The sequence below is a fragment of the Amycolatopsis sp. NPDC101161 genome (assembly GCF_044768185.1).
Lineage (GTDB): Bacteria > Actinomycetota > Actinomycetes > Mycobacteriales > Pseudonocardiaceae > Amycolatopsis.
Map to the genome: position 1 here is coordinate 559,150 of NZ_JBIWPI010000007.1, position 26,975 is coordinate 586,124.

The window sequence follows — 26,975 nt, forward strand, 5'->3', positions numbered from 1 at the left end:
CGCTACCCCTCCACCACTTCCACCGCGACCCGCACGTGGGCGGGCACCGCCTCCACGACCGCCGCCGTCAGCCGCCGCCGGTCCACCCGGGCCGCGCCGGGCACCCGGACCCGCACCTGCACCCAGGCCGGTCCCGGGTCCGGCAGCGGCGCGCCGGGCGTCGGCGAGCCGACGACGCCACCGCTGTCGGTCACCTCGACCGCGCCGCCGGTCAGCAGCCCCACGTGCTCGGCCAGGCCACGCCGGGTGCCGCGCCACCGGTGCAGCTCGACCGAGCGCGTCACCAGCTGCCGCAGCTGCTCGGGGCTCCAGCTCTCGTCGACGCGCAGCGCGACCCAGTGCGCCAGCCAGCCGACGAAGTCCTCGGGCGCCACCCCCGGGTCCAGGTAGCCGGCGAAGTTGTCCAATGTGGACAGGACCGGGGCGAGGACCTCGTCGAGCGCGCTGGTGAAGCCCCGCACGAACCGGTCGTCGGCGTAGACGGCGGGCAGCTGCTCGCCGAGCGGGTGCGCACTGGGCAGCCCCGGGATCCCCGTCCTCATGCGCCGGCCTCCCGCACGCGCACCTGGTGCCCGAACGAGAACGCGAGCGCCTGGGGCGGCAGGTCGAGCCGGTCGACCTGGTCGCCGCGTTCGCGCGTGATCGGGTTCGCGGCGAACAGGCGCACGTCCTCGACCAGTTCGACGCCGGGCAGCCGTTGCAGCACCGCGAAGACCTCGCCCGACTGCACCGGACGCCCGAACGGCCAGCCGTCGCCGTCCGGGCCGCCGCGCAGCGGGTTGAAGTAGTCGTAGAGGGCCTGGGTCGCCCGCGCGCCGAGCGTGCCCGCGGTCGTCCGGCGCCGGGCCCGCAGCCGCGCGACCACCGTGACGCCCTGGTAGAACGGCGGCTCCACCGACACCAGCGCGCCCACGCAGCGCCGTTCGTCGAGGTGGCGTTCGATCCGGGCACGCATGCCGGCGTCCAGCATCAGGGTGCCGAACGCGAGCTCGCCGGTGTCGGGCACCGCCGGCACGACCAGGACCCGGATCGCGCCGGTTTCGCGGCCGTCGGAGCCGTGCGCCGGGATGCACCGCACCCGCGCCGCCTCCGGTGCCGCCTCCCGCGCGAGCTGCTCGTAGTCCTCGGCCGTGACCGCGCGGTCGCGGGTGCGCAGCAGCAGCGGACCGCGGACCTGCGCGTCCTGCACGGATTCGCCGTCCACCCCGCCGATCGCCGGACGGCGGTTCACCACGCTGCTCACGAACGGGATCGGGTCCCGCTGCACCTCGAGGACCTCGCGGGCGACGTTGCCGCGCCGCCCGCCGCCGGAGCGGTATTCGGGGACGCGGATCGCGGCGGACTTGGCCGGGAAGGCACCGTAGTAGCGCAGGCCGCCCTCGGGCTCGCGCACCGCGGGACCGAACACGACCTCGCCGCCGATCCGGTCGAGCACGACGTGCCGGTCGTCCGGGCCGGAGCCGGCGAACGAGCGGACCTCGGTCCACTGCTGCCAGCCGTCCGGGCCCGAGACCTCCACGACCAGCTCGCCGTCCCCGGCGACCACCGGCGGCCGGCCGAGCGGGAACCGCTGGCCCGGGGTGCCGTCGGAGGTCCCGACGATCTCGTTGCGGATGATCTCGGCGTGCACGGCGGTGGCCGTGCCGCCGATGGTCGAGGCCTCGACCGCGTGCAGCCGCGGCGAACGCTGGTAGAACGGCTGGTTCTCCTTGGCCTCGACCAGCCGGCACCGCAGCCACCCCGCGCGCCGGCGGGCCAGCACCGACATCGTGTGCCCGGGCGGGACGTGCACCACGATGTCCCCGGCGCGGTTGAACGCGCCGGTGCTGTCCCGGTCCACCTCGCACGCCACCCAGCCGCTGCCGTCCCAGGCCTCCCACAGCCACGGCGGGTCGCGCGGGTCGACGCCTTGGCCCTCGACTTCGCAGTCCATCCGCAGCAGCACCGCGCAGCCGGGAACGGCGTCCGACAGCCCGAAGCAGACCGCGTCACCGGGGGCGGGGGTCTCGGCGAACGCCGCGGGACCGCCGCCGACGAGCAGCTCGTCGGTGCGGTCGACCGGCGGCAGGCCGGTGCCGGACGTGCTGGTCGCCAGGTGCGCGAACGAGCACGGCACGATGGTCAGCGTCCGCTCGACGGTGAACACCACGGGGTCCTCGACCTCGGTGCGCACGCTCGCGACCTGCTTGCCGCCCGCGACGACCACCGGGACGTCCCGGGCGGCCGAGAGCCAGAACGTCACGTCGGCGCGCGCCGCGGCCGGCGGGAACAGCCGGACCCCGATCAGGTCGAGGAACCGCAGGTAGTGCCGGTCGGGCACCCGGTTGAGCCGGTAGAGCAGCTGGTCGACCATCTGCGCGAACGTCTCGATCAACGTGACGCCGGGGTCGGAGACGTTGTGATCGGTCCACTCCGGACAGTTGCGCTGGACCAGGTACTTGGCTTCGTCGACCAGGTCCTGGAACCGGCGGTCGTCGAGGTTGGGCAGCGGCAGGGACATCACGCACCGTCCTCGATGGACTCGTGCGGCGGGATGACGTAGAAGGGGAAGACGAGGTTGCGCGGGTCGTTCGTGCCGCGCAGGCGGTAGCGGATGTCGATCAGCAGCGTCCCCTGGTCGGCCGCGTCGAAGCTGACGACGACGTCGTCGAGGGTGATCCGCGGCTCCCAGCGCTCCAGCGACGTGCGGACCTCGTAGGCGATCTGCCCGGCGGTCGCCGCGTCGGCGGGCGCGAACACGAGGTCGTGCACCGCGCAGCCGAACTCCGGCCGCATCGGGCGTTCCCCCGGCGAGGTCGCCAGGATCAGCCGGATGCTCTCGACGACCTCGCGCTCGCCGCCCACCAGCGCGATCGAGCCGGTCGCGTCGGTGTGCAGCGGGAACGCCAGTCCCCGGCCGAGGAAGTCCATTTCAACCTCCGATCAGGACGGTCGGGCAGCCCATGACGATCGGCGCGCCGCAGGCGGCGAGGTCGCCCATCCGGGCCGCCGGCATGCCGCCGATCAGGACCGTCGGGCAGCCCGGCGGCGCGATCGGCGTCGGCGGGTGCACCGCGGGCGGCGGGAACGAGCACGTGTGCAGCGTGCCGACGTTCGCGGCGGGCATCCCCCCGATGAGCACGGTCGGCACCCCCGGCCCGGCGATGACGCCCGGGTGCCCGGTCGGGTCGCCGACCCTCGCGGCTGGTGGCATGTCGCTCCCCCGTCAGTTGATCTTGACCACGCTGCCGCGCACGGTGACGACACCGCTCGCGGTCAGCTCCGTCTGGCCCTGGCCCGCGACCGACACGGTGGCGCCCTCGACCTTCACCCCGGCCGTCCCGTTCAGCTTCAGCTGCGCTCCCGCCTCGACGCTGGCGTCGGTCTGGGACTTCACGGTGACCTTCTGGCCCTTGAGCTCCAGCGGCCCGGCGCCGGCGTCGATGCTCACGCCGTTCTGCGCCTTCACCGTGACGCTCTTGCCGCTGGTCACCTCGATGACCTGGTTCTTCTGGTCGATCTTGACGACGAACTTCGCGTCGCCGGAGGACAGCGTGATCCCGTCCTCCTCGGCGAACTCCAGCTTGTGGCCCTTGCGCGAGACGAACCCGCGCAGCGCCACCTCGCCGCTGTTGCCGTCCACGACGGGCTTGGTGAACTTCGACGGCGCCGTGTCCTTGCTGTTGTAGAGGCCGCCGAGCACGTAGGGTGCTTCGAAGTCGCCGTGTTCGAAACCCACCAGGACCTCGTCACCGACTTCGGGCAGCACCAGCGCGCCGCGGTCGTGGCCCGCACCCGCCTGGACCGTGCGTGCCCAGGTGCTGGTGAACTCCTTGTCCAGCCACGGGAACGTGAGCTTGACGCGGCCGAGCTTCGCCGGGTCCTTGAGGTCGGTCACCTGCGCGGGGACGACCCCCGCCCACGACGAGTGCTTCGCCCCGCCGGCGACCAAGCCGTACAGCGAGCGTTCCTGGCGTCCCGACACGGCGAACTCGGTGGTGTAGCCGACCTCCTCGTTGAACAGGTGGCGGGTGCTGGTGAGCGTGTACTTGCCCGAGAAGGGCTGGCCGACGCCGGTGAGCGTGACGGCGGCGCCCGCGCGCAGCTTCGGGTTGCCCTTCGCGACGCCGTCGAGTTCGGTGCAGGCGCCGCCGAACCGGTCGGCCAGCGCCTTGGCGGTCGCGTCCGCCTCGCCCTGGGTGCGCCGCGGTGCGGCGGCGTCGAGGAAGGGCGGGCTCGCGAACTTCCCGGCCAGGGCGACCGGATCCACCCCCGGCACGTCCGTGCCCGCGTTCTTCGGGGTCGCGGTGGCGGTGATCGGCTGCTTGTTCTCGTAGTCCCAGCCGTTGACCCGCACCTCGGGGACCTGCTCGGCCGCGGTGACGCTGGCGCGCAGGCTGAGCAGCGTCCCGTGGGCTTCGAGGACCAGCGGGTCGGCGGTCGCCTTGGTGCTCGTGGAGGGCGCGCCGGACGGCTTCTCCGGCAGCTCGAAGTTCAGCTTCCCGTCCCGGACGGCGATCTGCGCGCCGACCGCGTCGGCCAGCCGGGACAGGAACTCCCAGTCGCTGACGTTGTCCTGGCTCAGCTGGGTGTTCGGCCGGCCGCCGAAGCCCTTGACGTCGTCGATCTTCCCGGTGGGCAGGTTCGCGCGCCGGGCGACTTTGCGCACCACGTCCGCGATCGTCATGTTCGGGTACGCCGCGACCCGGCGGCCGCGGAACAGCCGGTGCGCGTGGTCGTACCCGCGGACCTCGGTGAACGTGCCGTGCGGGTCCAGGTCGACGGCGACCGCGGTGACCTCGCCCGAGAGCAGGTCCTGCGGGGCTTCGGGGTCGGACGTCTGGACCTTGAGCTTGATCTTCGCCCCGACCTTGAACTTGCCCTTCTCCAGCACGACGGCCCCGGGGTCGCGGAAGCGCAGCACGAAGGTGTCCGGCAGGTTCCGGCTGTCGTCGACGTAGGCGTAGCCGAGCATCACCCGGACGTCGTCGGGCAGCGCGGTGCCTTCGACCTCGACCACGAGGGTGTTCGTGAAGGTTTCGTTAGCCATCGAGCTCCTCCAGCGCCGGCACCAGGAGCCGGGTGCCGGGCCGCAGCCGCATCGGGTCGTCGATGTCGTTGGCGTCGGCGATCGCGCGCCACTTCCCGGCGTCGCCGTAGGCGCGGAACGCGACCGAGGGCAGCGAGTCCCCGGCGACGAGCACGTGCGTGTCCCGGGCGGCGAGCGCGCCGGACGTCGGGTTCTGCCCGCCCAGCTCGCCGGAGATCTCCTCGAGGTTGACCGTGCAGACCGCGCGCACCGGCGTCCCCGACGGCGTGAACAGCGTGTACTTCGCGGTGACGGACGCGACGTAGGCGGGGAAGCCGGTCATGCCACCCCACTTGAAGATCACCCATGGCGGTGAGGGCTTCTTGTGCTGACGGCTGTCCTCGGTGGCCACGCAGCAGGTGAACAGCTGCTCGACCTTCTTGACGACGGCGTCGTTCATCTTGTCGGTGGCGTCGATGAACATCTCCAGCGCGAGCTTCGCCGGATCGGACCCCTTGAACTGCGGCGGCGCGCTCTTCTTGGCGTTGGGCTGGGCGTCCCGGCCCCATTTGGCGTTCTTGCTGACCGAGAACTCCTTGGGGTTGAACTGGAACTCGATGTCGAACATCCAGTCGCCGGGCGGCTGCCCGGTCCCGCCGGACTGCGGCGGCTTGTGGACTTTCAGCACCGCGCGCTGGAGGTTGCTGGGCGCGCCTGAGCTGTAGGCCGCCGTGGACTGGGAGCCGGCCGAGGTGAAGGTGACGGGCGAGGGCATCGGATCAGCCCTTCTTCGCCGGGCTGAGGAACCCGTGGTGGGCCAGTTCGAGGGTTTCGGTGGCGACCTTGGGCGAGTCGGGCGAGAGCTGCGGCCCGCTCCAGCGCACCGGCACGACGCCTTCGAGGGCCCAGCTGGCGATCACCTTGCCTTCGAGCGTGCGGGCCTCGATGGTGGCGGTCTTGCGTTCGATGCCGCTCGCCAGGCTGGCGAACCACTTGGTGATCTGCGCGCTGGCCTGGGTGACGGGTCTGGAGAGCTTGATGTTCGAGTACTTGATCCGGGTCGGCAGCTGCCAGACCATGCCGTTGTTGCCGCCCTCTTCCCGCTGTTCCATGACGAACTCGCAGCCGAGCCCGTCGCAGCTGGAGAACGCGCCGAGGTTGCCGAGGTTCTTGTCGTCCAGCTTCACGACGTAACACACGGCGACGGCCTCTTCGGTGTCCGGCATCGGCATCTCCTTCAGTGCGGGCGATCGGTGAGCGCACCCCGGCGCTCACGGTCGAGTCGGAGTTCGGTCTTGAGGCGCCGCAGGAGAGGGTCGAAGAGTTTCTTGACGAGCTCTTCGGTTTCCGGCTGCGGCGCGGCGGGTGACGGTGCCGGTTCCGGGGCGCGCTGGATCGCTGGGGCGTCGGTTTGCGGGATGGGCGTTGGCTGGGTGGGTTCGTCATGGGTGCTGGTGGGCGGCGGGGCCTCGATCGTGCGGGCCACGGGGAGGGGCAGCGGGGTTGCTCGGGCCATGGGGACTTCGGGCGGGAGCGGGAGGGGTTGCTGGGGCGGCAGCAGTCTCGCTGGGAGGCTGGGGGTCTCGATCGCTCGTGCTATCGGGAGCTGCGAGTCGTGCTGCTGCCGTTCCGCTGGGATCGTGCGTGCCACCGCGAGCAGTGGGTCAGGTGTCGGGCGTTCCGCTGCGAGGGTGGGGGCTTCGGTCGCTCGGGCTACCGGGACCAGTGGCTCGTGTGCCTGCTGTTCCGTCGGGAGTACGGGGGTTTCGATTGCTCGTGCGATTGGGAGCAGTGGCCCACGGGCCTGCCGTTCCGTCGGGAGGAGGGACGTTTCGATCGCCCGTGCTACCGGGAGCAATGGCCCTTGTGCCTGCCGTTCCGTCGGGAGGACGGACATTTCGGTTGCTCGTGCCACTGGGAGCAGTGGCACATGGGCCTGCCGTTCCGTCGGGAGGACGGACATTTCGGTTGCTCGTGCCACTGGGAGCAGTGGCACATGGGCCTGCCGTTCGATCGGGAGGACCGGCGTTTCGATTGCTCGTGCTACCGGGAGCGCTGTCTCATGGGCCGTCCGTTCTCCTGGGAGCGTGGGAACGTGGATCGCATGGGCGGCGGCCGGGAGCTGCTTCGCTGCTAGGGCGGGCGCTTCGATTGCTCGTGCCACCGGGAGCAGCGGTTCATGGGCCGCCCGTTCCGCTGGGAGCGTGGGAACGTCGATCGACTGGGCCGCTGGCAGCTGTTTCGCCGCGAGGGTCGGAGCTTCGATTGCTCGTGCCACCGGTAACGGCGGCTCGTGGGCCTGCCCTTCCGCTGGGCCCGTCGCACGGGTAACCGGGAGCGGCGGCTCGTGGGCTGCCCGTTCCGTTGCGAGGATGGGAGCTTCGATCGCTCGTGCTATCGGGAGCTGTGGCTCGTGTGCCAGCGGTTCCGTTGCGGGGGCTTCGATCGCGCGGGCCACCGGGAGCGTCGGCTCCTCTGGGCGGAGCGGCGACTCATGCGCCGCCTGCTCCCCTGGGACAGTCGCTCGTGTCACCGGGAGCACGGTTTCGTGCGTTGCTCGGCTGGCCACGAGCGGCGGGGTTTCAGCAATGCGAGCAACCGGAAGCGGTGGGTCCTGTACCGCCGTTTTCACCGGCAGAGCGGGAGTGGGGTGCGGGGAATCCTGCACCGCTCGCGCCACCGGAAGGGCCGCAGACTCGATCGCCCTCGCTGGCAACTCCTGCGCGGTTTGCTGCCTTGGCGGAACGGGCGAGTCCCGCGCCGGCCGTGCCGCCGGAGCGACCGCGGTCTCGGTCGCCGCCGAGTCCCGCGAGGTCTGCGCCACCGGGAGGGCAGGACTCGCCGACGGGGTTGAGTCCTGCACCGGTCCCACCGTCGGACGGGTCTCGGTCACCTGCGCCGTCGGCGGCGGTGTCGGGTCAACCGGCGTCTCAACGGCTCGCGCCACCGGCAAAGGTGCCTCCGGTGGCGGGGGCCCGGACCCGTTCTCCGACGTGTCGAGCGGGCGGAACGAGTTGACCGGCGGCACCTCGGCCGCCCGCGATACCGGCAGCTCAGCACCCGGTATCGGCGCACCGAGGCCGAGCCGTCGGGGCGTCGCCTGCTCGATCCGCTGCACGACCGGCAGCGCTGGCTCGGACGGGGAGGCGACCGGAACGTCCACAGGGGACTGCTCCACAGGGGACTGCTCCACGATCGCCTGCACGGTCCGCATCGGCGGAACGACCGTCGCGGACGTCAACGGCCGCACGACCTCCCGCGACGCCACCGGCAACACCAGCGGCGACTCCAAAGCAGGCTCCGGCGCGAAAACCGGCTCCGAAGGCACCTCCGGTGAGACGTCACGCTGCACTGGCGCACCCCACAGCCGGGACAGCCCGCTCCGCTTGCGGACCGCGCGCTGCACCACCGGCATGGCCGGCGCCGGCGTCTCGAGCGGCCGGGGCCGGGCGAGGTCGCCGATGACGCCGGCCGGCTCGTCCGCGCCGACCTGGTGCCCGAGCGGCTCGAGGTAGGCCGGGCTCCGCCACGACGTCAACGACGCACTGAACCGCTGCACCGGGTTGACCAGCGGATGCTCGTCGAGCACCCGCTGGATCGGTGGCACACCGCGCCACTCCGCGCGCGTCACCGGCAACGCGGCCGGGGGCGCCTCCTTCCTGTTCCACCACATCGCCGTGTCACCGTCCCTGGCTCATCCGGGTGTTGATCCGGGCGATCTCGGCGACGTAGGTCAACCGGTCGGGGTGTTCGAGGTCGAGGATGTCGTCGAGCGACCAGTGCAGGTGGTAGGCGACGTACGCGACTTCCTCGTGCAGCCGGCCGGCCGCGTACGTCACGATTCCCCCAGGCGGCCACCGGCGACGTCGACGACGAAGCTGTGGCCGCACTCGGGGCACGCGACGCCCGCCCGGGTGTGGCCTTCGCTGTTGATCCGGCGGTACATGTCCTGCAGGAACGCCAGGTCCGAGGCGAACAGGTTCTCGATGACCCCGGCGTGCACGTCGGTGATGTCGCCGATCCGGGTGACGACCCGGGCCAGCAGCACCACGGTGAGGAACGCCGAGTTCTCGCGCACCCGGTCGTCGCGCAGCGGGATCAGCTCGTCCCGCGCGGTCGCCAGCCGCATCACCCCGGAGTGGTGGACCTTGCCCTCGTCGTCGACGTACCCGCGCGGGAGCTCGAACGCGAACTCCGTCCGCAGCTTCGGCCGCTCGGCCTGAGGCTCCTCCGAGGGGGCTTCCTCGAGCGGCGCCGACGCCATCACCCTGCGCATCGGCTCACTCGACTTCCATCTGCTCGTAGGTGATGACGAGCTTCTCGGTGAGCACGCTCGTGTCGCCGGCCTTCAGCGCGCCGATCTCCAGGCTCTTCGGCCAGGCGTTGGTGAGCTTGTAGCGCTTGAGCGCGGTGCCCTCGTAGTCGTAGACGATGATGGCGCCGCCCTTGCGGGCCGTCGCCATCTTGCCGAAGTGGGCGTCCTTGACCCACTTCTCGAAGCTGTTGTCCTCGGTGAGGCCGCGGGTCAGCGTGACCTCGCCCGCCTTCGGGCGGCCGGGCAGCTTCTTGATGACGTACTTGCCGTCGACGGTGTTCTGCTTGAGCTCGATGACGTCCTGCTCCATCTTGAGGCCGGAGACCTCGGAGATCTGCTTGATCTGGACGCCGTCGATCTCGAGCCCGAAGGAGTGGCCTACCGCCTTGTCAAGATCGGGAAGTGCCATTGCGAAGCCCTTTCATCACTCGTTGACGAGGCTGGTGCCGCCGGACATCTGGGCCAGCCGGAAGATCACGAACTCCGCCGGTTTCACCGGGGCGATGCCGACTTCGCAGATCACCTGGCCGAGGTCGATGCCCTCGGCCGGGTTGGTCTCGCGGTCGCACTTGACGAAGAAGGCCTCGTCCGGGGTGAGCCCGAACAACGCGCCTTTGCGCCACTCCATGACCAGGAACGCGCTGATCGTGCGCCGGATCCGGGCCCACAGCGCGTCGTCGTTCGGCTCGAACACGACCCACTGCGTGCCGCCGAGGATCGACTCCTCGAGGTAGTTGAACAGCCGCCGGACGTTGAGGTAGCGCCACGCCGGGTCGCTCGAGAGCGTCCGCGCGCCCCAGACCCGGATGCCCTTGCCCGAGAACGAGCGCACGCAGTTGACGCCGATCGGGTTGAGCAGTTCCTGTTCGGCCTTCGTCAGGTGCGTCTCGAGGGCGAGCGCGCCGCGGACGACCTCGTTGGCCGGTGCCTTGTGGACGCCGCGGGTGGCGTCGGTGCGAGCCCACACACCGGCCATGTGCCCGCTCGGCGGGATGTACGTATTGGTCCCGGTAGCGGGGTCGAGCACCTGGACCCAGGGGTAGTACAGGGCGGCGTACTTCGAGTCGTAGCCAGCCGCGTCCATCCGCCAGCTGCGGATCTCCTGCGGGTTGAGCGACGGCGGCGGGTCGATGATCGCCATCCGGTCGCCCATGAGCTCGCAGTGGGCGATCATCGCCAGCTGCACGGCCTTGACGGTGTCGAGGTCCAGCAGCTCGCGCTGGTAGGCGGCCATCAGGTCCGGCGCCGCGACCATGGTGATCTCGTCGATCGCTTCGAGGCCGCCGAACCCGGTGCGGTCGGCGACGTCGCCGACGTAGTCGCCGGCCCCGACGCGGCGCGGCACCGGCGGCTCCTGCGGTTCCTTCGGCGGCTCGGTGAGCGTCGCGGTGCCCTTCTCGGGCTTGGTGAGCGTGCCGCCGGTCGCCGCCTCTTCGACGGTGATGAAGCTCGACTTCTCCCGCACCGCCGTGACGACGTTCTCCTTGGTGCGCTTGGTCGTCACGTTGTGGGTTTCGACGACCTTGCCGTCCTGCTTGACGAGCACCGTGAACCGGTCGTCGGCGGGGTTTTCGCCGGTCGGCTCGGCCACCTCGACGGTGATCTCGCCGGCCTGCTTGCCCTCCGGCAACTCCTTGGCGACGAAGCGGTAGCCGCCGAGCACGGCCTGGCGCGCGGTGAGCTGCTTCGGCCCGGAGCCGTTGTCCTGGGCGCGCGAGCCGCCGACGCGGACGATGTAGCAGTTGGTGCCGCCGTTGAGGAAGTAGCCGTAGACGGACTGGGCCAGGTAGCAGCCTTCGACGAAGTCGCCGAAGGTCTGGGTGAACTGGCCCCAGTTGGAGACCAGCGTCGGGGTGTTGAAGGGACCGTCCGCCGCGAAGCCGACGAAGGCGGCGACGGCGGTGCCCACGCCCTCGATCGGCCGTGCGCCCGCCTCGATCTCCTCGACGTACACCCCCGGCGTGAGATAGGTGGGCATGCGGGCCTCCCTGGTCGACGCACAAGTCTTGACATCGGCGATCGTGCTGCCCGCGCGCCTGCGGCGGTACGACCGCACGGATAGGCCCGCGGGAACCGATCTCTGCCCTTAAAGGCAGCTGCCCGTTCGGGCAGGCCGGGCCGCCCGTCCGGCCGTTGGCAACCCGCCGCCGCGGGCCGAGAGTGGAGTCATGCCAACGCGGCGGGACAACGCGCCACGGGAACCGTCCGCGCAGCCCGCGCGGGCGGCCGGGCCCGCGCGCCGGGCGTCGCCGCCGGTGCTGCTGCGCCTGCAGGCCTCGGCCGGCAACGCCGCGGTGACGGGGCTGGTCGCGCTGCAGCGGCAAGGCTGTCCCGCTCCCCCGGTCGCGCCCCCCGGTGTCACGCCCGCGGCCGACCCGAAGTTCCAGTCGCTGGCGAAGGACGTCGGCGCGCAGGGCAAGGCGGCGAAGGCGCACCCGCCCGCCGGCGCGGAGGTCAAGAAGGCGCAGGACGCCGCCGTCGCGCCCGCCGACGACAAGGACGCGCAGGCCAAGGCCGCCCAGGCGGACAAGATGGCGGCGGCGAAACCGGCGGGGTTCGACAAGGCGGCGTTCATCGCCGCGGTGAACGCCGCCATCGCCAAGCAGGCGCCGAAGAACCTCGACGAGGCCGACAAGTTCGCCTCGTCCGGCAAGGCCGACCAGGTCAAGACCGAGGTGCTGGGCAAGGTCACCGGCGGCAAGGACGCTTCGGCCAAGGACGTCGCCGACCGGACGAAGGAAGCGCCGGACCCCAGCCGTGCGGTCGAAAAGCCGGTCACCCCGCTGCCGCCGGGCCCGGCGCCACCCGCGCTGGCGCCGCCGGACCCGCGCAAGGCCACCCCGGACAAGGCCCCGCCCGAGCAGACGGACCTGCGCGCCGACCAGTGCGAGACGCACGGGGCGATGGCCGCCGCGGGCGTCACCGACGAGCAGCTGGCGCAGTCCAACGAGCCGGAGTTCACCGGCGCGCTGGCGGCGAAGCAGGAAGGCGAGCAGCACACGGCGTCGGCGCCGGAGGCGGTCCGCTCGTCGGAGGCCGGGCAGCTGGCGGCCGTCACCGGCGCGGCGCAGGCGTCCGGGCAGGCCGCGATGGCGGGCATGACGGGCGCGCGTTCGTCGTCGGCCCAGCGCGGGCAGGCGGCCAAGTCGGCGACGAAGACGAAGGACGAGCAGGACCGGGCGCGGATCACCGGGGAGATCAAGGCGATCTTCGACGAGACGAAGACGAAGGTCGAGGGCGTGCTGGGCGCGCTGGACGACCAGGTGGCGAAGAAGTTCGAGGCGGGTGAGGCGCAGGCCAAGGCGGCGTTCACCGCCGACCACCAGGCCCGGATGAAGCGCTACAAGGACGAGCGCTACGACGGGATCACCGGCGCGGCGCGCTGGGCGTACGACCTGTTCGCCGACCTGCCCGCCGAAGCGAACAACCTGTTCCTCGAGGCCAAGAAGGTCTACGAGGTCAAGATGCAGGGGGTCATCGGCGAGATCGCGGACTTCGTCGGCGAGAGGCTGGGCGAGGCGAAACAGCTGATTCTCGACGGCCGTTCGAGGGTCAAGCAGAAGGTCGAGTCGCAGTCGCCGGCATTGCGCAAGATCGCGGGCGAGGCGGCGAAGGAGTTCGGCGGGCAGTTCGACGACCTGGAGAAGTCGGTCGACGAGAAGCAGCAGTCGCTGGTCGAAGACCTGGCGCAGAAGTACACCGAAGCCCGCACGGCCGTCGACGAGGAGATCAAGGCGCTGCAGGCGGAGAACAAGGGCCTGTGGAGCAAGGCGAAGGAGGCGGTCGGCGGCGCGATCGAGACGATCCTCTCGCTGAAGAACCTGCTGCTCGGAGTGCTGTCCCGCGCCGCGAACGCGGTCGAGCTGATCATCAGGAAGCCGATCGAGTTCCTCGGCAACCTGGTCAACGCGGTGAAGACCGGGGTGATGAACTTCGGCGCCAACATCGTCCAGCACCTCAAGGAGGGCCTGAAGGGCTGGCTGCTGGGCAACCTGGCGAGCGCGGGCATCGAGATCCCGGAGGCACTGGACGCGAAGGGCATCTTGAAGATGGTCCTGTCGATCCTCGGCCTGACGTGGGCGAGCGTCCGGGCGCGGATCCTGCGGTTCATCCCGGAGCCGGTGCTGGCCAAGCTGGAGCAGACGTTCGAGGTGGTCAAGATCCTGATCACCGAGGGCGTGCCGGGACTGTGGCGCTGGGTCGTTTCCAAGCTCGGTGACCTGAAGGAGATGGTGCTCGGCCAGATCAAGGAATTCGTCATCGAGAAGATCGTCAAGGCGGGAATCACGTGGATCATTTCCCTCCTCAACCCCGCGGCGGCGTTCATCAAGGCCTGCAAGGCGATCTACGACATCGTGATGTTCTTCGTGGAGAAGGCTTCGCAGATCAAGGAGTTCGTGGATTCGGTTTTGGACTCGGTGGAGTCGATCGCCCGGGGTGGGGCTGGGGCCGTGGCCGGGTTGATCGAGCGGACGCTGGGCAAGGCGTTGCCGATGGTCTTGGGGTTCTTGGCGAGTTTGCTGGGGTTGGGTGGGATTTCGGAGAAGATCAAGTCGGTGCTGGAGAAGGTCCAGGCTCCGGTGGGCAAGGTGATCGACTCCGTCGTGGGGACGGTCGTCAAGGCGGGGAAGAAAGTCTGGTCGAAGCTCAAGGGCAAGAAGAAGGAACAGAAAGATAGACCTGACGATGTCCGAACTCAAGTCAACGCGGAGATAGCGAGCAAGCTGCCCCGGTCTGCAGACGCGGGCGAAGTGCGGTCGATTCTGCAGGGGATCTACAACAAGTACCAGCCAAAAGGTCTCAAACGCCTGGCGCTCGAGCGTTCAGAAGGCAAGGCCGGCGTCTTCGACGTCATGGTCACCTGCTCGCCCTCCGCGGCAGCGGCAAAAGTACTCGCGAACATGCATCTGAAGCTTGATGATCTCGACTTCAGCGAAGGCACGACGTGCATCGCCACAGTCAATGGCCAGCACATCACGACCTCGCGCGCCAAGGGGCGCCACGCCGAGCGCAAGTGTCTGACCATGATCAACCGGAAGTGGAAGCATGTCACTACCCCGGGGAAGCCCGTTGACATCGTCCTACAAGTAACCCGATCGCCATGCAGTGAGTGCACGACCGCGATCATGAGCTTCAAGATGCTGAAGGAAGCAGGCCAAGACGAGAGAGGGCGAGTTCGGCCGAAGCATGACATCAACCTCACGATTCAGGTCGCGAGCATTTATGAAGGAGAAGGGAGCGCTGTTGGGTCCACCTCGAAGGAGGACCTCAGCGAGCTTCGTGATTCCCACAAGGTCAAGATCGAAGTATGGGACATTCTAGCGGCCATGAAGCAAAAACTTGGACGCGAAGTCGACGATAGCGATATCGGCACTGAGACCAAGCGCAAGCTCGCTCAAAAGGCGCAGACACTGAACGAAGAACTACAAAATCTAAGTGCCGTCCGCATCGGTCACTGAACCCTGCCAACTTGGGCACATCCGCCACGTCGATCCGTGCGACAGGCTGCCGTTTCGATTGTCCGCACTGAGCATCAACAGTAGAAATCCTGGCGAACAGATTCCGATCGACTATGAAGCGTCTTCTTCCGACTCTTCCTCACGCTGCACGAACGTCTGCGCCATCTTTTCCTCTTCGCCCTCTTCGGCGGCAGGAGCCTCTTCCTCGCGCTGAACAGTCATCCGCTGCACCGGCTCCTCGTGCGCCGCGCCGTCCTCGCAACGCTGGACCCCGGCCGGCGCCGACATCAGCCGATCCGCATTGGCCACTGCCTCGCGCTCAAACCGGTCCGACGGACTCGAAACCTTCACCCCGCCCCCGACATCCGTCCCCTCAACGGGACCACTCCGCTGCTGAACCACATGAGTCAACTCATGCGCCAGCATGTGCTGGCCACCCGCGGAAGACGGGTCGTACTGGTCCCGCTGGAAGACGATGTTCGACCCCACCGTGTAAGCCTGCGCACTGACCGACTTGGCCGACTCGTGCGCCGCTCCGTCGGTATGGACCCGGACGTCGGAAAAGTCCGCACCGAAGCGGGACTCCATGTCTGCGCGCGTCGAGGTGTCCAAAGGCGAGCCACCACCCGACGAGACGACGTCGTGGACCGGCGAACGCTCCTCCTCCACCAGGGACGCCGTCCCGGCGTTGCCGACCGCGCGCTGCAGGCCCAGCATCCCCTCCGGGCCCAGGACGTCGCACCGGCCGGCGGCCGCGGCGCGGCCGAGGATGTCCGAATCCTGCGAAACCCGATCACCCCGGGGTCGCGCACTCGGTTCGACGTCGTTCTCGTGACTGTGCCCGCGCATGGCCGCTCCCTCCGCCGCCCGTTCAGCTTGCCGCGACGACGATCGCCGCACCAGATTGGCGTGCGCGGCCACAAGGGCGGGAAACGCTGCCCGAATGGGCAGCTCAGCCCTCCGTCACCAGCGCCAGGTACGGCCCGAACTCGCGGTCCAGGCACAGCCGGCCCAGCTTGCGGTACTCCCGGGCGACCGCGCCGACCAGGTCGTTCATCGCCACCGGGCGGCCCGCCTCCGCCGCCAGGTACGCGCCCGTCACCGCGGCCGAGCGGATGTGCCCGCCCGCCAGCTCGAACGCCCCCGCCAGGAACCCCAGGTCCAGGTCCGACGCGCGCGGGAGCCGGGTGCCGAGGCAGCGGTCCCACAGCCGGTGGCGGAGCTCGACGTCCGGCAGCGGGAAGTCCACGATCACGTCGAGCCGCCGGGTGAACGCCTCGTCGAGGTTCGCGCGCAAGTTCGTCGCCAGCACCGCGATGCCGTCGAACGTCTCCATCCGCTGCAACAGGTACGCGCTTTCGATGTTCGCGTAGCGGTCGTGCGCGTCGCGGACCTCCGACCGCTTGCCGAAGATCGCGTCCGCCTCGTCGAACAGCAGCACCGCGTTGACCCCGGACGCCTCGGTGAAGATCCGCTCCAGGTTCTTCTCCGTCTCCCCGACGTACTTGTCCACCACCGTCGCCAGGTTCACCGTGTACAGGTCCAGCCCCAGCGACGCGGCCACGACTTCGGCCGACATCGTCTTGCCGGTCCCCGAATCCCCCGCGAACAGCCCCGTCACGCCCCGGCCGCGCCCGCCGCCCGGCCGCATCCGCCACTCGTCGAGCACCTGGTCGCGGTAGCGCGCCCGCGCGGCCAGCTCGTCCAGCAGCGACAGCACCCCGGCCGGCAGTACCAGGTCCGGCCAGCCGACCGCCGGTTCGATCCGCCGCGCGAGCCGCTGCAGCCCGGCGGCGTTCTGGCTGCGCGCGCCCGCGCGCAGGTGCGTCGTCCGGACGAGCCCGCCGTCGGCCAGCGCGGTCACCGACGCGGCCTTCGCCGCGCGCGCGATCTGCCCGGGCCCCAGCACGAAGTGCGCGGTGGCTTCTCCGGGGTCGACGTCTGGGGCGAGCTTGCCCTCGAGCCTGCTGCGCCACAGTTCCGCGCGCCGGGCGGCGGGCAGCGGCGACGCGTCGAGCTGCAACGGCGCGGTCGCGCTCCACCGCGGGTCCCACGCCCCCGTGCCGTGCACGACCAGCGGGACCGCCGGGTGTGCCAGGTCTTCCAGCCGCGGGTCCTCCACCGGGCCGAGCACGATTCCGGCGCCGCGCAGCAACGCTTCCCGCCGCAGCGACGGCGTCAGCTCGAGCTCGGCCTGCCAGCGCGCCGCGTCCACCACCAGCGCCGGGAATCCGGCCGCGGCCAGCGCGCCGACGCCCAGTTCTTCCGCGCCGCCCCCGGGGAGCTCCTTCAGGTAGACCAGCCCGACGCGGTCACCGATCGCGCGGGCGAGCCGGTCGCGGCCGGGCACTTCGACGAGCTCGGTGCCCAGGTGCGCGCAGCCGGCGAGCTCGGGCGCGAGGCGGTCGTCGCCCAGCAGGTGGTTCACCACCCGGTCGGGGACGCGCAGCGTACGGGAGAGGAACGGCCGGTCGTCGTCGCCGATGGTGAGCAGGCCGCAGGTGAGCAGCGGGGAGTCGGCGTCGAGCCGGGCGCGGCCGGCGGCCGAGGCCTCGGGGATCCCGCACAGGCGCAGCGCCAGCCCGGCGGTCGCGCGGCGCCGCGTCACGTCGTCGTTGAGGTAGCCGTAGAACTGCTCGAACCGGCTGTCCAGGTCGGGGGCCAGCGCGACGAGCAGCAGTTCGACGTCGACGCCGGTGAGGCCCGCGCGGTCGGCGAGCGGGCGCAGCCTGCCGTCCGGCACGGAGTCGGCGAACGGGGTGAACGGCTCCCGATGGCTGTCCAGCAGCGCGTCGATCGCCTCGTGCGACAGGTACAGCCCGCGGAACGGGTCGTCGGGGTTCTGGTCGGCCGCGCGGCGGCTGTCGACGGCGTCGCGGATGCGCTGTTCGAGCCGGGCGACCCGCTCGAACAGGTACCCCTGGCTCACCGGGACTTCCGGTGGTCCCGCGCCATGGCGACGCGGCGCTGGCCGTCGACCGCGCCGGCGTCGGACACGTGGTGCCCGACGCGGTCGCCGCCGGTGCCGAGCTGGAGGCCTTCCTTGGCCGGCGGTCCGGCGGGGTAGACGCGTCCACTGTGGATCGGCGCCGAGACGACGACGTCGAGCGACGGTTTGAGCTCGCCCCCGAGCGCGGTCCAGACGTCGGCGAACGCGCGGTCTTCCGGCGGCGGCAGCGCGACGGTCATCGGCACCGGCAGCCCCATTTCGGCCAGCGAGCCGGAGAGCACCTCGGCCGGGACGGCTTCGTGGCGCAGCAGGCCGAGCAGCAGGTCCGACAGCACGCGGTGTTCGTCTTCGGGGCGCTGGGTCCAGGCGGTGACCAGGTAGGACAGCTTGACGTGCTTGGGCGGCAGGTGCCGCGCGGCGATCTGGCCGCGCTGGTCGTACTCGCTGAGCAGTCCCCGCGAGCGGCGGCGCATGTCCTCGCGGACGTCGTAGAGGTAGATGTTGACGGTGGGGGCGTTGCGCCGGGCGGCCCAGTCCTTCGTCGGCGCCTCGAAGGCGATGTCGACCTCGCTGCCGCGCAGCGCCTCGTCCTTCACCAGCCGCCGCAGCGCCTCGTCGACCTCGTGGATCACCGGCGGACCTCCTCGGGCTGGCGGTCTATCCACGATGAGCGCTGAGCGGCCGGTCGGACAGCCGCGCAGCGGCAGACCTTCGGGTACGCCGGGCTGCCCGTACGGGCAGGGCGGTCACCGGACCGGCAGGTAGGCGGCGACGTCGGCGAGCGCGTCGAGGGTGTCGCCGCCGACGTGCCCGGTCGCGGTGTCGGCCTCCGCGACGACCATGCCGTGGCCGTCGGCCCGGGGCTGGTAGTGCAGCCCGGTCATCCGCACCCCGGCGACGCCGAGGACGGCCGCGATCTCGAGGGGCCGCACGTCGCCGCTGCCTTGGACGGCTTCGACCTTCTCGAACGCGGCGGCCTGCTTCGCCGACCGGAAGCCGACCCGCACGACCGAGATGACCGCGGCGTTGCCGTGGCCGTCCCCGACCGCGAGCAGCATCCGGTCCAGCGACGTGCACGGCGTCTTGGCCAGGAAGTCGTGGACCCGGTCGGTCGCGGCCGCGAGGCAGTCGCCCTCGTGCCGGGCCACGCGTTTGAGCTCCTTGAGCTTCAGCCGGCTCCAGGCTTCGTCGGCCTTGCCGCGCTTGGCCGACTCACGCGCCTCCCCACGGCGGGTCTTCAGCGACCGCCCCGGCAGCGAGTCGACGACGTCGCCGGCGGTGTTGCCCGCCAACGCCTCCGCCGCCCCGCCCCCGCCGGCCGCGCCACCGAGCACGCTCACCCCGCCGCCGGCGACCGCCAGGCCGATCGTCGCGGCGACCACGACGCCCGTCCCCTTGTCGCGGATGTAGATCCGCTTGCCGTCCTTGGTGATCCACCGCCCCACGCGCCCATCATCGAGGCGATCTCCGCGCTCGTGGCGCGTCGGCGTGGAACTGACCGGCATTTGTCACGTTCGGAGCAAGTCCAGGACCGCGGCGGACTTCGTCTCGTCGAGGAACCGCAGGCCCATGAAGTTGTCGCCGACGTTGAAGCCGGGCAACGCCCAGAGCTCCTCGTACGGCATCCCGACCCGCTCGTAGCGGCGGAGGCTGTAGACGTTGCTGAACAAGCACTTCCCGGGATCCGGGTTCCACAATCGACGCGCGAAGGCGGGGTTGCGGAAGCCGTGGCCGACTTCGGCGGTGGCCTGGACGTGCTTGCGGCCGGTGAACAGCACGACGTCGCCGGTGGTCACGGTGTCCATGCGGTGGTCGTACTTGTCCTTGGCGCCCCAGAACCGGGCCCGGCCGCCCGGGTGCAGCGCCTTCAGGCGGGCGAGGTCGGCCGGCTCGATCAGGTCGGCGTGCACGCGGAAGTCGACGGTCTTTTCGAGCGACTCGGCTCCGTAGCGGCGGGCGTCGGAGGTGCCGTAGGCGGGCTGGATGAAGACCTGGACCACTTCGGCACGGTACCCGCCGGGGCGGCAGAATATGCGGGGTGGGGATCACCGAACAGCTCGCCGTGCTCGTCGCCGGGCTGAGCAACCGGAACGAAGTCTTCGCCGTCTCCGGCGAGCGGGACGGCACCGCGCTGGCCGAGCACGTCCACGCCCTCGCCGCCGCCGGGGAGGAGCGCTGGGAACCGGAAATCGACCCCAGGAACAAGCCGATCTCCGTCGCGGATGTCGGCGCGGCACTCGAGCCCATCCCGCGCGAGCTGGCGGGACGACGTCTCACCGAGCTGGCCTCGCGCAGCATGGTCTACACCTACGACATCATGGACGGCGCCCGCGCGAAGAAGCTCACCGAAGAACTCGTGACGCTGCTCGGCGAGGACGCCGAGTGGTTCTCGAACCAGGATCCGGGCGGGGAAACCAGCTGGTCGCCGGTGACCCGCTGCACGTTCGACGGGGTGGTCGCCGGGGCGAACGCCACGCACTTCGCCATCCTGCTCCAGCTCGGCGAGGACTGACTCAGCCGCCGTGGGTGGCGTCGCTCTGGTAGTCCGTGTACGTGTACGGGTTGTCCAGGATCTTCGTCTCCGGCACGTCCGGGTTCATCCCCTGCTGCCAGGCCTCCTCCCCCAGCTGCCCGCGCAGGTACTCCACCGTCTCCTCGACGCGCTGCCGCACCGCGGGGAGGTCCACGTCGACCAGGCGGCCGTCGCGTTTGACGATGCGGCCGTTCACCAGCACCGTGTGGACGTCGCCGCGCTGGGCCTGGAACGCCACGTGGCCGTACGGGTTCAGCAGCGGGAACGACACCGGTGAGTGGTCGTTCTTCAGCAGCACCACGTCGGCCTTCTTGCCCACCTCGAGGGAGCCGATGTCCGTGCGCCCCAGGGCGGCCGCGCCGCCGCGGGTCGCCCACTCGACGACCTGCTCCGCGCGCAGCGCCGCGTGCGTCACCGTTTCGCCCTTCGCGTGCGCTTCCAGGTGCTCGCGGGAGCGGTCCGCGCCCAGCGTCGTGCGCATCGCCGAGAACAGGTCGCCGCTCCACCACACCGAGGTGTCCATCGACAGCGACACCGGGATCCCGTACTGCCGCAGCGCCCAGGTGGACGGGTAGCCCTGGCCCGCGCTCTGCTCGCTCTCGGTCGACACCGACGCCGAGCCGCCGGTCGCGGCGATCCGGTGGTAGGAGTCGGCCGACAGCGACGCGCTGTGGACGTAGATCGTCTCCGGGGTCATGAACCCGTGGTCGTGCATCAGGCGGATGCCGTCGTCGCCGGTCGCGCCCCAGACTCCGGCGTGCGTGGTGACCGGCACGCCCAGCTCGCGCGCCACCTCGAACGCCGGCTTCTCCGGGAACTCCGGGTCGCCGGTGACGTCGAAGGCGAGCTGGAAGCCCAGGTCGCCGCTGGTGCGGCGGGAGACGAAGTCGCGGAACTCCGGCGTGGCCGTCCAGTTCGCCGGGGCGTCCTGGATGTTGCCGTAGGCCAGGACGAACCGGCCGGGGACGGCTTCGAGCGCGTCGGCAGCCGCGTCGGCGTGCTGGGTCGTCCGCAGGCCGTGGGACCAGTCGACGGTGGTCGTGACGCCGGCTTCGAGGGCTTCCCACGCGCCGAGCAGGTTGCCCGCGTAGATGTCCTCGGGGCGGAACACCTTGCCCCATTCGAGGTAGTACCAGACGAAGTACTGGGTCAGCGTCCAGTCGGCGCCGTAGCCGCGCATGGCCGTCTGCCACAGGTGGCGGTGGGTGTCGATCATCCCGGGCATGACGATGCCGCCGGTCGCGTCGATCTCGGTCGTGCCCGCGGGGACGTCCAGGGCGGGGCCGATCGCGGCGACCTTCTCGTCGGTGACCAGGACGTCGGCGCCGGGCAGGACGCGGTGGGCGTCGTCGAGGGTCAGCACCGTGCCGCCCCGCAGGACGATCGATCCGGACATGGCTGCCTCCGGTTGCGTACACTCGTCCGCTCTACGGACACTGAAGGGGTGACGTCACCTTCGCCCAGTGCCGGGCCGGTGTCAATCCCCGCCGCTACGCTGCGGGGCAGGACTGCAGAGGGAGGTCGTGCATGCCACGCGAGGGAACGGGTCCCGACTTCATCGAAGCGCTGGCGCGCGGGCTCGAAGTGATCACGGCGTTCGGCCCGCACCAGGCGGAAATGACGCTGGCCGAGGTGGCCACCGCCGCCGGCCTGGCCCGCCCCACCGCGCGCCGGATCCTGCTCACCCTGGAGGAGCTCGGGTACGTCCGCGCCGGCGGGCGCGGCTACGCGCTGACCCCGCGCGTGCTCGACCTCGGCGTCGCCTACGTGCGGTCGATGGGGCTGTGGGACGTCGCCCGCCCGCACCTGGAACGCCTGGTCGCGCGCACGAACGAGTCGTGTTCGATCGCCCAGCTCGACGGGTCCGACATCGTCTACGTCGCCCGGGTCGCGGTGCCGAAGATCGTCGCGCTGGCCGTGCAGATCGGCACCCGCTTCCCCGCTCTGCCGACGTCGCTGGGCAAGGTCCAGCTCGCCGCGCTGGCCCCGGACGAGCTGGACGCGGTGCTGGCCCAGCCGACGCGCTCCGGGCTCGTCCCGCGCTGGCGGCCCGGCCGCGCCGAGCGCGACGCCGAGCTGCGCGAGGTCCGCGCCCGCGGCTGGGCCCTGACCGACGAGCAGCTGGCCCTGGGCATCCGGTCGGTCGCCGCGCCGCTGCGCGACGGCTCCGGGCGGGTCATCGCCGGGGTCAACGTCAACTGCCACGCCGCCGAGACGTCCGTGGACCGGCTCCTGGAGCACCACCTGCCGCTGCTGCTGCAGACCGCCGGGGAGATCAGCGCCGACTTCGCCCGGCTCGACGACGTCCCGCACGTCACCGTCCCCGCCGTGTCTTGACCACCGGGGCCCGCGGCGGCAAACTGCGGACAGACGTCCGTTGGACGGACAGGAAGTGAGGAACCCGGGTGGACACCAGCGCTGCCGGCCCGCTGACCGGGCTGCTGGTCGCGGACTTCTCCCGGGTGCTCGCCGGCCCCTACGCCACGATGCTGCTGGCGGACCTCGGCGCCGAGGTCGTCAAGGTCGAAGGTCCGCAGGGCGACGAGACGCGCACGTGGATGCCGCCGGTGCGCGGCGACGTTTCGACCTACTACCTCGGCGTGAACCGCGGGAAGCGTTCGATCGCGCTCGACCTGCGCGAAGAGGCCGACGCCGCCGTCGCCCGCGAGCTGGCGGCGCGGGCGGACGTGGTGATCGAGAACTTCAAGCCCGGCGGCCTGGCCAAGTACGGCTTGGACTACGACTCCGTGAAGACGACCAACCCGGGCAGCGTCTACGCCTCCATCAGCGGCTTCGGCTCGGGTGCAGGCCGGCACGTGCCCGGCTACGACCTGATGGTGCAGGCGATCTCGGGGCTGATGAGCCTGACCGGCGACCCGGACGGCCCGCCGTACCGGGCCGGGATCTCGGTGTTCGACGTGATGGCGGGCAACCACGCGGTGATCGGCATCCTGGCCGCGCTGCGCCACCGCGACGCGACCGGCGAGGGCCAGCACGTGGAGGTCAACCTGCTGTCCTCGGCGCTGACCGGGCTGGTCAACCACAGCTCGGCCTACGCCGCCGGCGGGGTGGTCCCCTACCGGATGGGCAACGCCCACCCGAGCGTCTTCCCCTACGAGCCGCTGCCGACGGCCGACGCCGACCTGATCGTCGCCGCGGCCAACGACGGGCAGTTCCGGCGGCTGTGCGAAGTCCTCGGCCTGCCGGACGTCCCGGACGACCCGCGGTTCTCCCGCAACGCCGACCGCACGAAGAACCGCGAGGAGCTGCGGCCGATCCTGGTCGAGCGCCTGAAGGAACGCACCGCGGTGGAGTGGTTCGACGCGCTGACGAAGGTCGGTGTCCCGTGTGGACCGATCAACACCATCGACGGCGGGTTCGCGATGGCCGAGCGCTTCGGCCTCGACCCGATCGTCGACGTCGGCGAAGGCGAGCGCGCCGTCCCCACGACCCGGCACCCGATCCGGTTCTCCGCGACCCCGGCCGCCTACCGGCTGCCGCCGCCGGAGCTCGACGAACACGGCGCGGAGCTGCGCGCCTGGCTCACGGAGACCCCGCATGACTGACCGCGTCTACGAGACCGCGCTCGGATCGTCCACGAAGGACAAGATCACCCTGCTCGGCCAGGACCTCGCCGAGGACGTCATGGGCAAGGTCGGGTTCGGCGAGCTGGCGTTCTGGCTGGCGACGCAGCGGCGTCCGTCCACAGGGGAGACTCGGGTCTTCGAGGCGGTGCTGGCGGCGTTGGCCGACCACGGCTTCACGCCGACCGCCATCGTCACGCGGCTGACGTACTTGTCCGCGCCCGACTCGGTGCAGGGCGCACTCGCCGCCGGGCTGCTCGGCGGCGGGTCGCGGTTCCTCGGCGTCACCGAGGACTGCGGCCGGTTCCTGCACGACGTCCTCGCCACCGCCGAAACCCCGGCCGACGAGGCGGGCTGGGACGCCCTGGCCCTGAAGACCGTCGAAAAGTCCCGTGCCGAGAAGAAGTTCATCCCCGGCCTCGGGCACCACGTCCACAAGGACGGCGACCCGCGCACCCCCCGGCTGTTCCGGATCGCCGACGAAGAAGGCCTGCGCGGCCCGCACCTGCAGCTGTTCGCCGCCATCGGCCGCGTCCACCCGCAGGTGCTCGGGAAGACGCTGCCGCTCAACGGCGCCGGCGTCTGCGGCGCGGCGCTGGCCGACCTCGGGCTGCCGCTGGAGCTGCTGCGCGGGTTCGCGCTGCTGGCCCGGACCGCCGGGCTCGTCGGGCAGCTGGCCGAAGAGCTGCGCCACCCGGTCGCCAACGACGTCTTCCTGTCGGTCGACCTGAACAACCGGCCGGTCCCGCCGGACCCGCAACGCTGAGAGGAACGCCGATGCAGCTCGTCACCGAGGACAACATCACCGAGCTCGCCGCCCAGCGGTGGTCGAGCGCGCACGACCCGCGCACGGCGCAGGTCATGGCCGCCCTCGTCCGGCACCTGCACGCCTTCGCCCGCGAAGTGCGGCTCACCGAGCCCGAGTGGATGGCCGCGATGCGGTGGCTGACCGAGACCGGGCAGATCAGCGACGAGAAGCGCGAAGAGTTCATCCTCGCCTCCGACGTGCTCGGCCTGAGCATGCTGGTGGTCCAGATGAACCACGCTTTCGACGCCAAGGCGACCCCGGCCACCGTGCTCGGCCCGTTCCACATCGACGGCTCGCCGGAGAAGGAGTTCGGCGGCGACATGTCCGACGGGCTGCCCGGCACGCCGCTCTACATCACCGGCACCGTCCGCGGCCTCGACGGCTCGCCGGTCGCCGGCGCGATCCTCGACGTCTGGCAGGCCGACGAAGAAGGCGCCTACGAGTCGCAGATCCCGGACATCGACGAGGCCCGGCTGCGCGCGAAGTACGCCACCCGCCCCGACGGGACCTACTGCCTGCGCACGATCGCGCCGAAGGGCTACTCGATCCCGATGGACGGCCCGGTCGGCGAGCTCATCGGCGGCACCGACATCAGCCACTTCCGCCCCGCCCACGTGCACTTCCTGATCAACGCCGCCGGCTACGAGCCGCTGATCACGCACCTGTTCCAGGAAGGCGCACAGTACCTCGACAGCGACGTCGTGTTCGGCACCAAGCAGGAGCTGGTCGTGACCTTCGAACCCCGGGACCCCGGCCCGACCCCGGACGGCGGCGAATCGGCCGAGCCGTGGCTCGAAGCCCGCTACGACTTCGTCCTCCAGCCCGTCTGACGCCGTGCGCGCGGCGGAGATCCGGGCGGCGGGCGCGCCGCCGGTGGTGACCGACCGGACGGCCCCCGAACCCGGGCCGGGCCAGGTCGCGGTGAGCGTCACCGCCGCGCCGGTCAGCCCGCTCGACCTGCTGTGCGCGTCCGGCACGTCCTACTTCGGGCCGCCGGAGCTGCCGTACGTGCCGGGCGTGCAGGGGGTCGGCGTGCTCACGCGGCCGACGCCGACCGAGCCGGCCGGGACCCCGGTCTGGTTCGCCACGACCGCGGGCATGCGCCCCGGGGACGGCAGCATGGCCGAGCACGCGGTCGTCGCGCCCGCCGACCTGGTGGTCCTGCCACCCGGGGCGGACCACGCGCTGGTCGCGGCGCTCGGGCTGTCGGCGGTCGCGGCGTGGATGTGCTTGACCTGGAAGGGAAATCTGGTTCCCGGCGAGACCGTGCTGGTGCTGGGCGCCGGCGGGGTCGTCGGGCAGTCGGCGGTGCAGCTGGCGCGCGTGGCCGGGGCCGGGCACGTCATCGCGTGCGCGCGGTCGGACGCCGCGCTCGAGCGGGCCCGGCGGCTCGGCGCGGACAGCGTCGTGCCGCTGGCCGACGGCGACGACGTCGATTCGCTGGCCCGGCGGCTCGGGGACGTCCCGGTGGACCTGGTCATCGACCCGGTGTCCGGGATCCCGGCCGCGGCGGCGCTGCGCACCCTGCGCCCGGGCGGGCGGCTGGTCAACCTCGGCAGCGCGGCCGGCGACGAGTGCCCGGTGTCCTCGGCGGTGCTGCGCAGCCGGTCGCTGCACATCCACGGCTACACGAACAATGAGCTCGACGCCGACCGTCGCCGCGAAGCGCTGCTGACGGTGGTGGGATACGCGATCGCCGGCGACCTCACCGTCGACCACGAGCGGGTCCCGCTGGCCGAAGCCGCTACCGCGTGGACCCGCCCGGGCCGGATCGTGCTGGTGCCCTAGCGGGCGTAGCCGCCCACGGCCAGCTGCTTGCCGATCTGGTCGTAGACCGCCTGGTCGTCCGGCGCGACCGTGGCCAGGCCGTCGACGTACCGGTTGAACAGGCAGAACGACGCCGCGATCAAGACGGTGTCGTGCAGCTCGGTGTCGGTCGCCCCTTCGGCGCGGGCCGCGGCGACCAGGTCTTCGGTGACCGCGCGGCCCGTTTCGCGCACCGCGAGCGCGATCCGCAGCAGCGCCTTGAGCTTCGCCGACACGGGGGCGTCGTCGATCCCGCCGCACGCGGCGTCGACGACCGCACGGCCGCCTTCGATGGTCTCGGCCGCCGCCGCGGCGTGGCTGCCGGTGCAGAACCGGCATTCGTTGCCGTTGGAGACGACGGTCGCGATCAGCTCGCGTTCCCCGACCGTCAGGGTGCTCGGGCCGCGCAGCAGGACCTGGGCCAGCTGCCCGAGCGGCGCCGCGGTCTCCGGCCGGTAGGCGAAGAGCGCGGTGATGCCGGGCAGCTGCGGGTCGAGCGGGATGTGCGGCAT

At 71.3% G+C, this 26,975-nt stretch carries 26 protein-coding genes; 7 read left to right on the forward strand and 19 right to left on the reverse strand.

All coding sequences use genetic code 11. The annotated features are described in order from the left end of the window. Positions 1-2: 2 nt before the first annotated feature. The 12 genes from ACIRSS_RS45295 to ACIRSS_RS45350 form a co-directional block, all read right to left on the reverse strand. A complete protein-coding gene (locus ACIRSS_RS45295; RefSeq protein WP_400907166.1) occupies positions 3-542 on the reverse strand; it encodes a phage tail protein in 540 nt (179 codons plus the stop codon). After that, on the reverse strand, positions 539-2,500 hold the full coding sequence (locus ACIRSS_RS45300) for a putative baseplate assembly protein (protein WP_400907169.1): 1,962 nt from the start codon (positions 2,498-2,500) through the stop codon (positions 539-541). Before ACIRSS_RS45300 ends, ACIRSS_RS45295 begins: the two co-directional genes overlap by 4 nt. Continuing rightward, entirely contained in the window at positions 2,500-2,910 is a 411-nt protein-coding gene (locus tag ACIRSS_RS45305) for a GPW/gp25 family protein (RefSeq protein ID WP_400907172.1), read from the reverse strand. The genes ACIRSS_RS45300 and ACIRSS_RS45305 overlap by 1 nt, the downstream gene beginning before the upstream one ends. Before the next feature lies 1 nt (position 2,911). Continuing rightward, positions 2,912-3,193: a PAAR domain-containing protein gene (locus tag ACIRSS_RS45310; protein WP_364268765.1), complete on the reverse strand. Its 282-nt coding sequence runs from the start codon at positions 3,191-3,193 to the stop codon at positions 2,912-2,914. Between the two features lie 12 nt (positions 3,194-3,205). Next, the gene (locus tag ACIRSS_RS45315; protein WP_400907175.1) at positions 3,206-5,029 is read right to left on the reverse strand and encodes a VgrG-related protein; all 1,824 of its coding nucleotides are present in this window, start codon (positions 5,027-5,029) and stop codon (positions 3,206-3,208) included. After that, complete coding sequence (locus tag ACIRSS_RS45320) at positions 5,022-5,783, reverse strand: LysM peptidoglycan-binding domain-containing protein (protein WP_400907178.1); 762 nt, start codon at positions 5,781-5,783, stop codon at positions 5,022-5,024. Before ACIRSS_RS45320 ends, ACIRSS_RS45315 begins: the two co-directional genes overlap by 8 nt. Before the next feature lie 4 nt (positions 5,784-5,787). Next, entirely contained in the window at positions 5,788-6,234 is a 447-nt protein-coding gene (locus ACIRSS_RS45325; RefSeq protein ID WP_400907180.1) for a phage tail protein, read from the reverse strand. Between the two features lie 11 nt (positions 6,235-6,245). After that, the gene (locus ACIRSS_RS45330) at positions 6,246-6,494 is read right to left on the reverse strand and encodes a hypothetical protein (RefSeq protein WP_400907183.1); all 249 of its coding nucleotides are present in this window, start codon (positions 6,492-6,494) and stop codon (positions 6,246-6,248) included. A 2,194-nt stretch (positions 6,495-8,688) separates the two neighbouring features. Further along, the gene (locus tag ACIRSS_RS45335; protein ID WP_086682608.1) at positions 8,689-8,847 is read right to left on the reverse strand and encodes a DUF6760 family protein; all 159 of its coding nucleotides are present in this window, start codon (positions 8,845-8,847) and stop codon (positions 8,689-8,691) included. Next, complete coding sequence (locus tag ACIRSS_RS45340) at positions 8,844-9,284, reverse strand: hypothetical protein (RefSeq protein WP_400907185.1); 441 nt, start codon at positions 9,282-9,284, stop codon at positions 8,844-8,846. Before ACIRSS_RS45340 ends, ACIRSS_RS45335 begins: the two co-directional genes overlap by 4 nt. A 4-nt stretch (positions 9,285-9,288) precedes the next feature. Then, a complete protein-coding gene (locus tag ACIRSS_RS45345; protein WP_086842691.1) occupies positions 9,289-9,732 on the reverse strand; it encodes a phage tail protein in 444 nt (147 codons plus the stop codon). Positions 9,733-9,747: 15 nt separating this feature from the next. After that, positions 9,748-11,301 carry a phage tail sheath family protein gene (locus ACIRSS_RS45350; RefSeq protein WP_400907189.1) on the reverse strand — a complete coding sequence of 518 codons (1,554 nt, stop codon included), beginning with the start codon at positions 11,299-11,301 and terminating at the stop codon, positions 9,748-9,750. A gap of 190 nt (positions 11,302-11,491) precedes the next feature. Here ACIRSS_RS45350 and ACIRSS_RS45355 point away from each other — a divergent pair, with 190 nt between their 5' ends. Further along, complete coding sequence (locus ACIRSS_RS45355) at positions 11,492-14,782, forward strand: hypothetical protein (protein WP_400907192.1); 3,291 nt, start codon at positions 11,492-11,494, stop codon at positions 14,780-14,782. Positions 14,783-14,893: 111 nt separating this feature from the next. Here the strand turns inward: ACIRSS_RS45355 and ACIRSS_RS45360 are convergent, their stop codons facing one another. The 5 genes from ACIRSS_RS45360 to ACIRSS_RS45380 form a co-directional block, all read right to left on the reverse strand. Beyond that, complete coding sequence (locus ACIRSS_RS45360; protein ID WP_400907195.1) at positions 14,894-15,631, reverse strand: DUF4157 domain-containing protein; 738 nt, start codon at positions 15,629-15,631, stop codon at positions 14,894-14,896. A 103-nt stretch (positions 15,632-15,734) separates the two neighbouring features. After that, the gene (locus tag ACIRSS_RS45365; RefSeq protein WP_400907198.1) at positions 15,735-17,711 is read right to left on the reverse strand and encodes an ATP-binding protein; all 1,977 of its coding nucleotides are present in this window, start codon (positions 17,709-17,711) and stop codon (positions 15,735-15,737) included. Then, positions 17,708-18,364, reverse strand: coding sequence for a DUF4255 domain-containing protein (locus ACIRSS_RS45370; protein WP_400907201.1), 657 nt, complete (start codon positions 18,362-18,364; stop codon positions 17,708-17,710). Before ACIRSS_RS45370 ends, ACIRSS_RS45365 begins: the two co-directional genes overlap by 4 nt. A gap of 114 nt (positions 18,365-18,478) precedes the next feature. Then, a complete protein-coding gene (locus tag ACIRSS_RS45375; protein ID WP_400907204.1) occupies positions 18,479-19,177 on the reverse strand; it encodes a hypothetical protein in 699 nt (232 codons plus the stop codon). 63 nt (positions 19,178-19,240) lie between these two features. Beyond that, positions 19,241-19,732 carry a hypothetical protein gene (locus tag ACIRSS_RS45380; RefSeq protein WP_400907207.1) on the reverse strand — a complete coding sequence of 164 codons (492 nt, stop codon included), beginning with the start codon at positions 19,730-19,732 and terminating at the stop codon, positions 19,241-19,243. Positions 19,733-19,770: 38 nt separating this feature from the next. Between ACIRSS_RS45380 and ACIRSS_RS45385 the strand changes: the two genes are divergently transcribed. After that, entirely contained in the window at positions 19,771-20,244 is a 474-nt protein-coding gene (locus ACIRSS_RS45385) for a hypothetical protein (protein WP_400907210.1), read from the forward strand. Between the two features lies 1 nt (position 20,245). Here ACIRSS_RS45385 and ACIRSS_RS45390 read toward each other — a convergent pair whose 3' ends face one another. Further along, positions 20,246-21,661, reverse strand: coding sequence for an amidohydrolase family protein (locus tag ACIRSS_RS45390; RefSeq protein WP_400907212.1), 1,416 nt, complete (start codon positions 21,659-21,661; stop codon positions 20,246-20,248). A gap of 131 nt (positions 21,662-21,792) precedes the next feature. Between ACIRSS_RS45390 and ACIRSS_RS45395 the strand changes: the two genes are divergently transcribed. The 5 genes from ACIRSS_RS45395 to ACIRSS_RS45415 all read left to right on the forward strand — a co-directional run bounded on the left by ACIRSS_RS45395 (position 21,793) and on the right by ACIRSS_RS45415 (position 26,445). Further along, positions 21,793-22,602 carry an IclR family transcriptional regulator C-terminal domain-containing protein gene (locus ACIRSS_RS45395; protein ID WP_400907215.1) on the forward strand — a complete coding sequence of 270 codons (810 nt, stop codon included), beginning with the start codon at positions 21,793-21,795 and terminating at the stop codon, positions 22,600-22,602. Positions 22,603-22,670: 68 nt separating this feature from the next. Further along, positions 22,671-23,831 (forward strand): CaiB/BaiF CoA transferase family protein, encoded by a 1,161-nt coding sequence (locus tag ACIRSS_RS45400; RefSeq protein WP_400907218.1) that lies wholly within the window; start codon positions 22,671-22,673, stop codon positions 23,829-23,831. After that, complete coding sequence (locus ACIRSS_RS45405) at positions 23,824-24,615, forward strand: citryl-CoA lyase (RefSeq protein ID WP_400907221.1); 792 nt, start codon at positions 23,824-23,826, stop codon at positions 24,613-24,615. Before ACIRSS_RS45400 ends, ACIRSS_RS45405 begins: the two co-directional genes overlap by 8 nt. A gap of 11 nt (positions 24,616-24,626) precedes the next feature. Beyond that, positions 24,627-25,487, forward strand: a complete 861-nt coding sequence (locus ACIRSS_RS45410; RefSeq protein WP_400907224.1) for a dioxygenase — start codon at positions 24,627-24,629, stop codon at positions 25,485-25,487. 4 nt (positions 25,488-25,491) lie between these two features. Further along, positions 25,492-26,445, forward strand: a complete 954-nt coding sequence (locus ACIRSS_RS45415) for a zinc-binding alcohol dehydrogenase family protein (protein ID WP_400907227.1) — start codon at positions 25,492-25,494, stop codon at positions 26,443-26,445. Here the strand turns inward: ACIRSS_RS45415 and ACIRSS_RS45420 are convergent. Then, the gene (locus tag ACIRSS_RS45420; RefSeq protein ID WP_400907230.1) at positions 26,442-26,975 is read right to left on the reverse strand and encodes a carboxymuconolactone decarboxylase family protein; all 534 of its coding nucleotides are present in this window, start codon (positions 26,973-26,975) and stop codon (positions 26,442-26,444) included. The two genes, ACIRSS_RS45415 and ACIRSS_RS45420, sit on opposite strands and share 4 nt — an antisense overlap.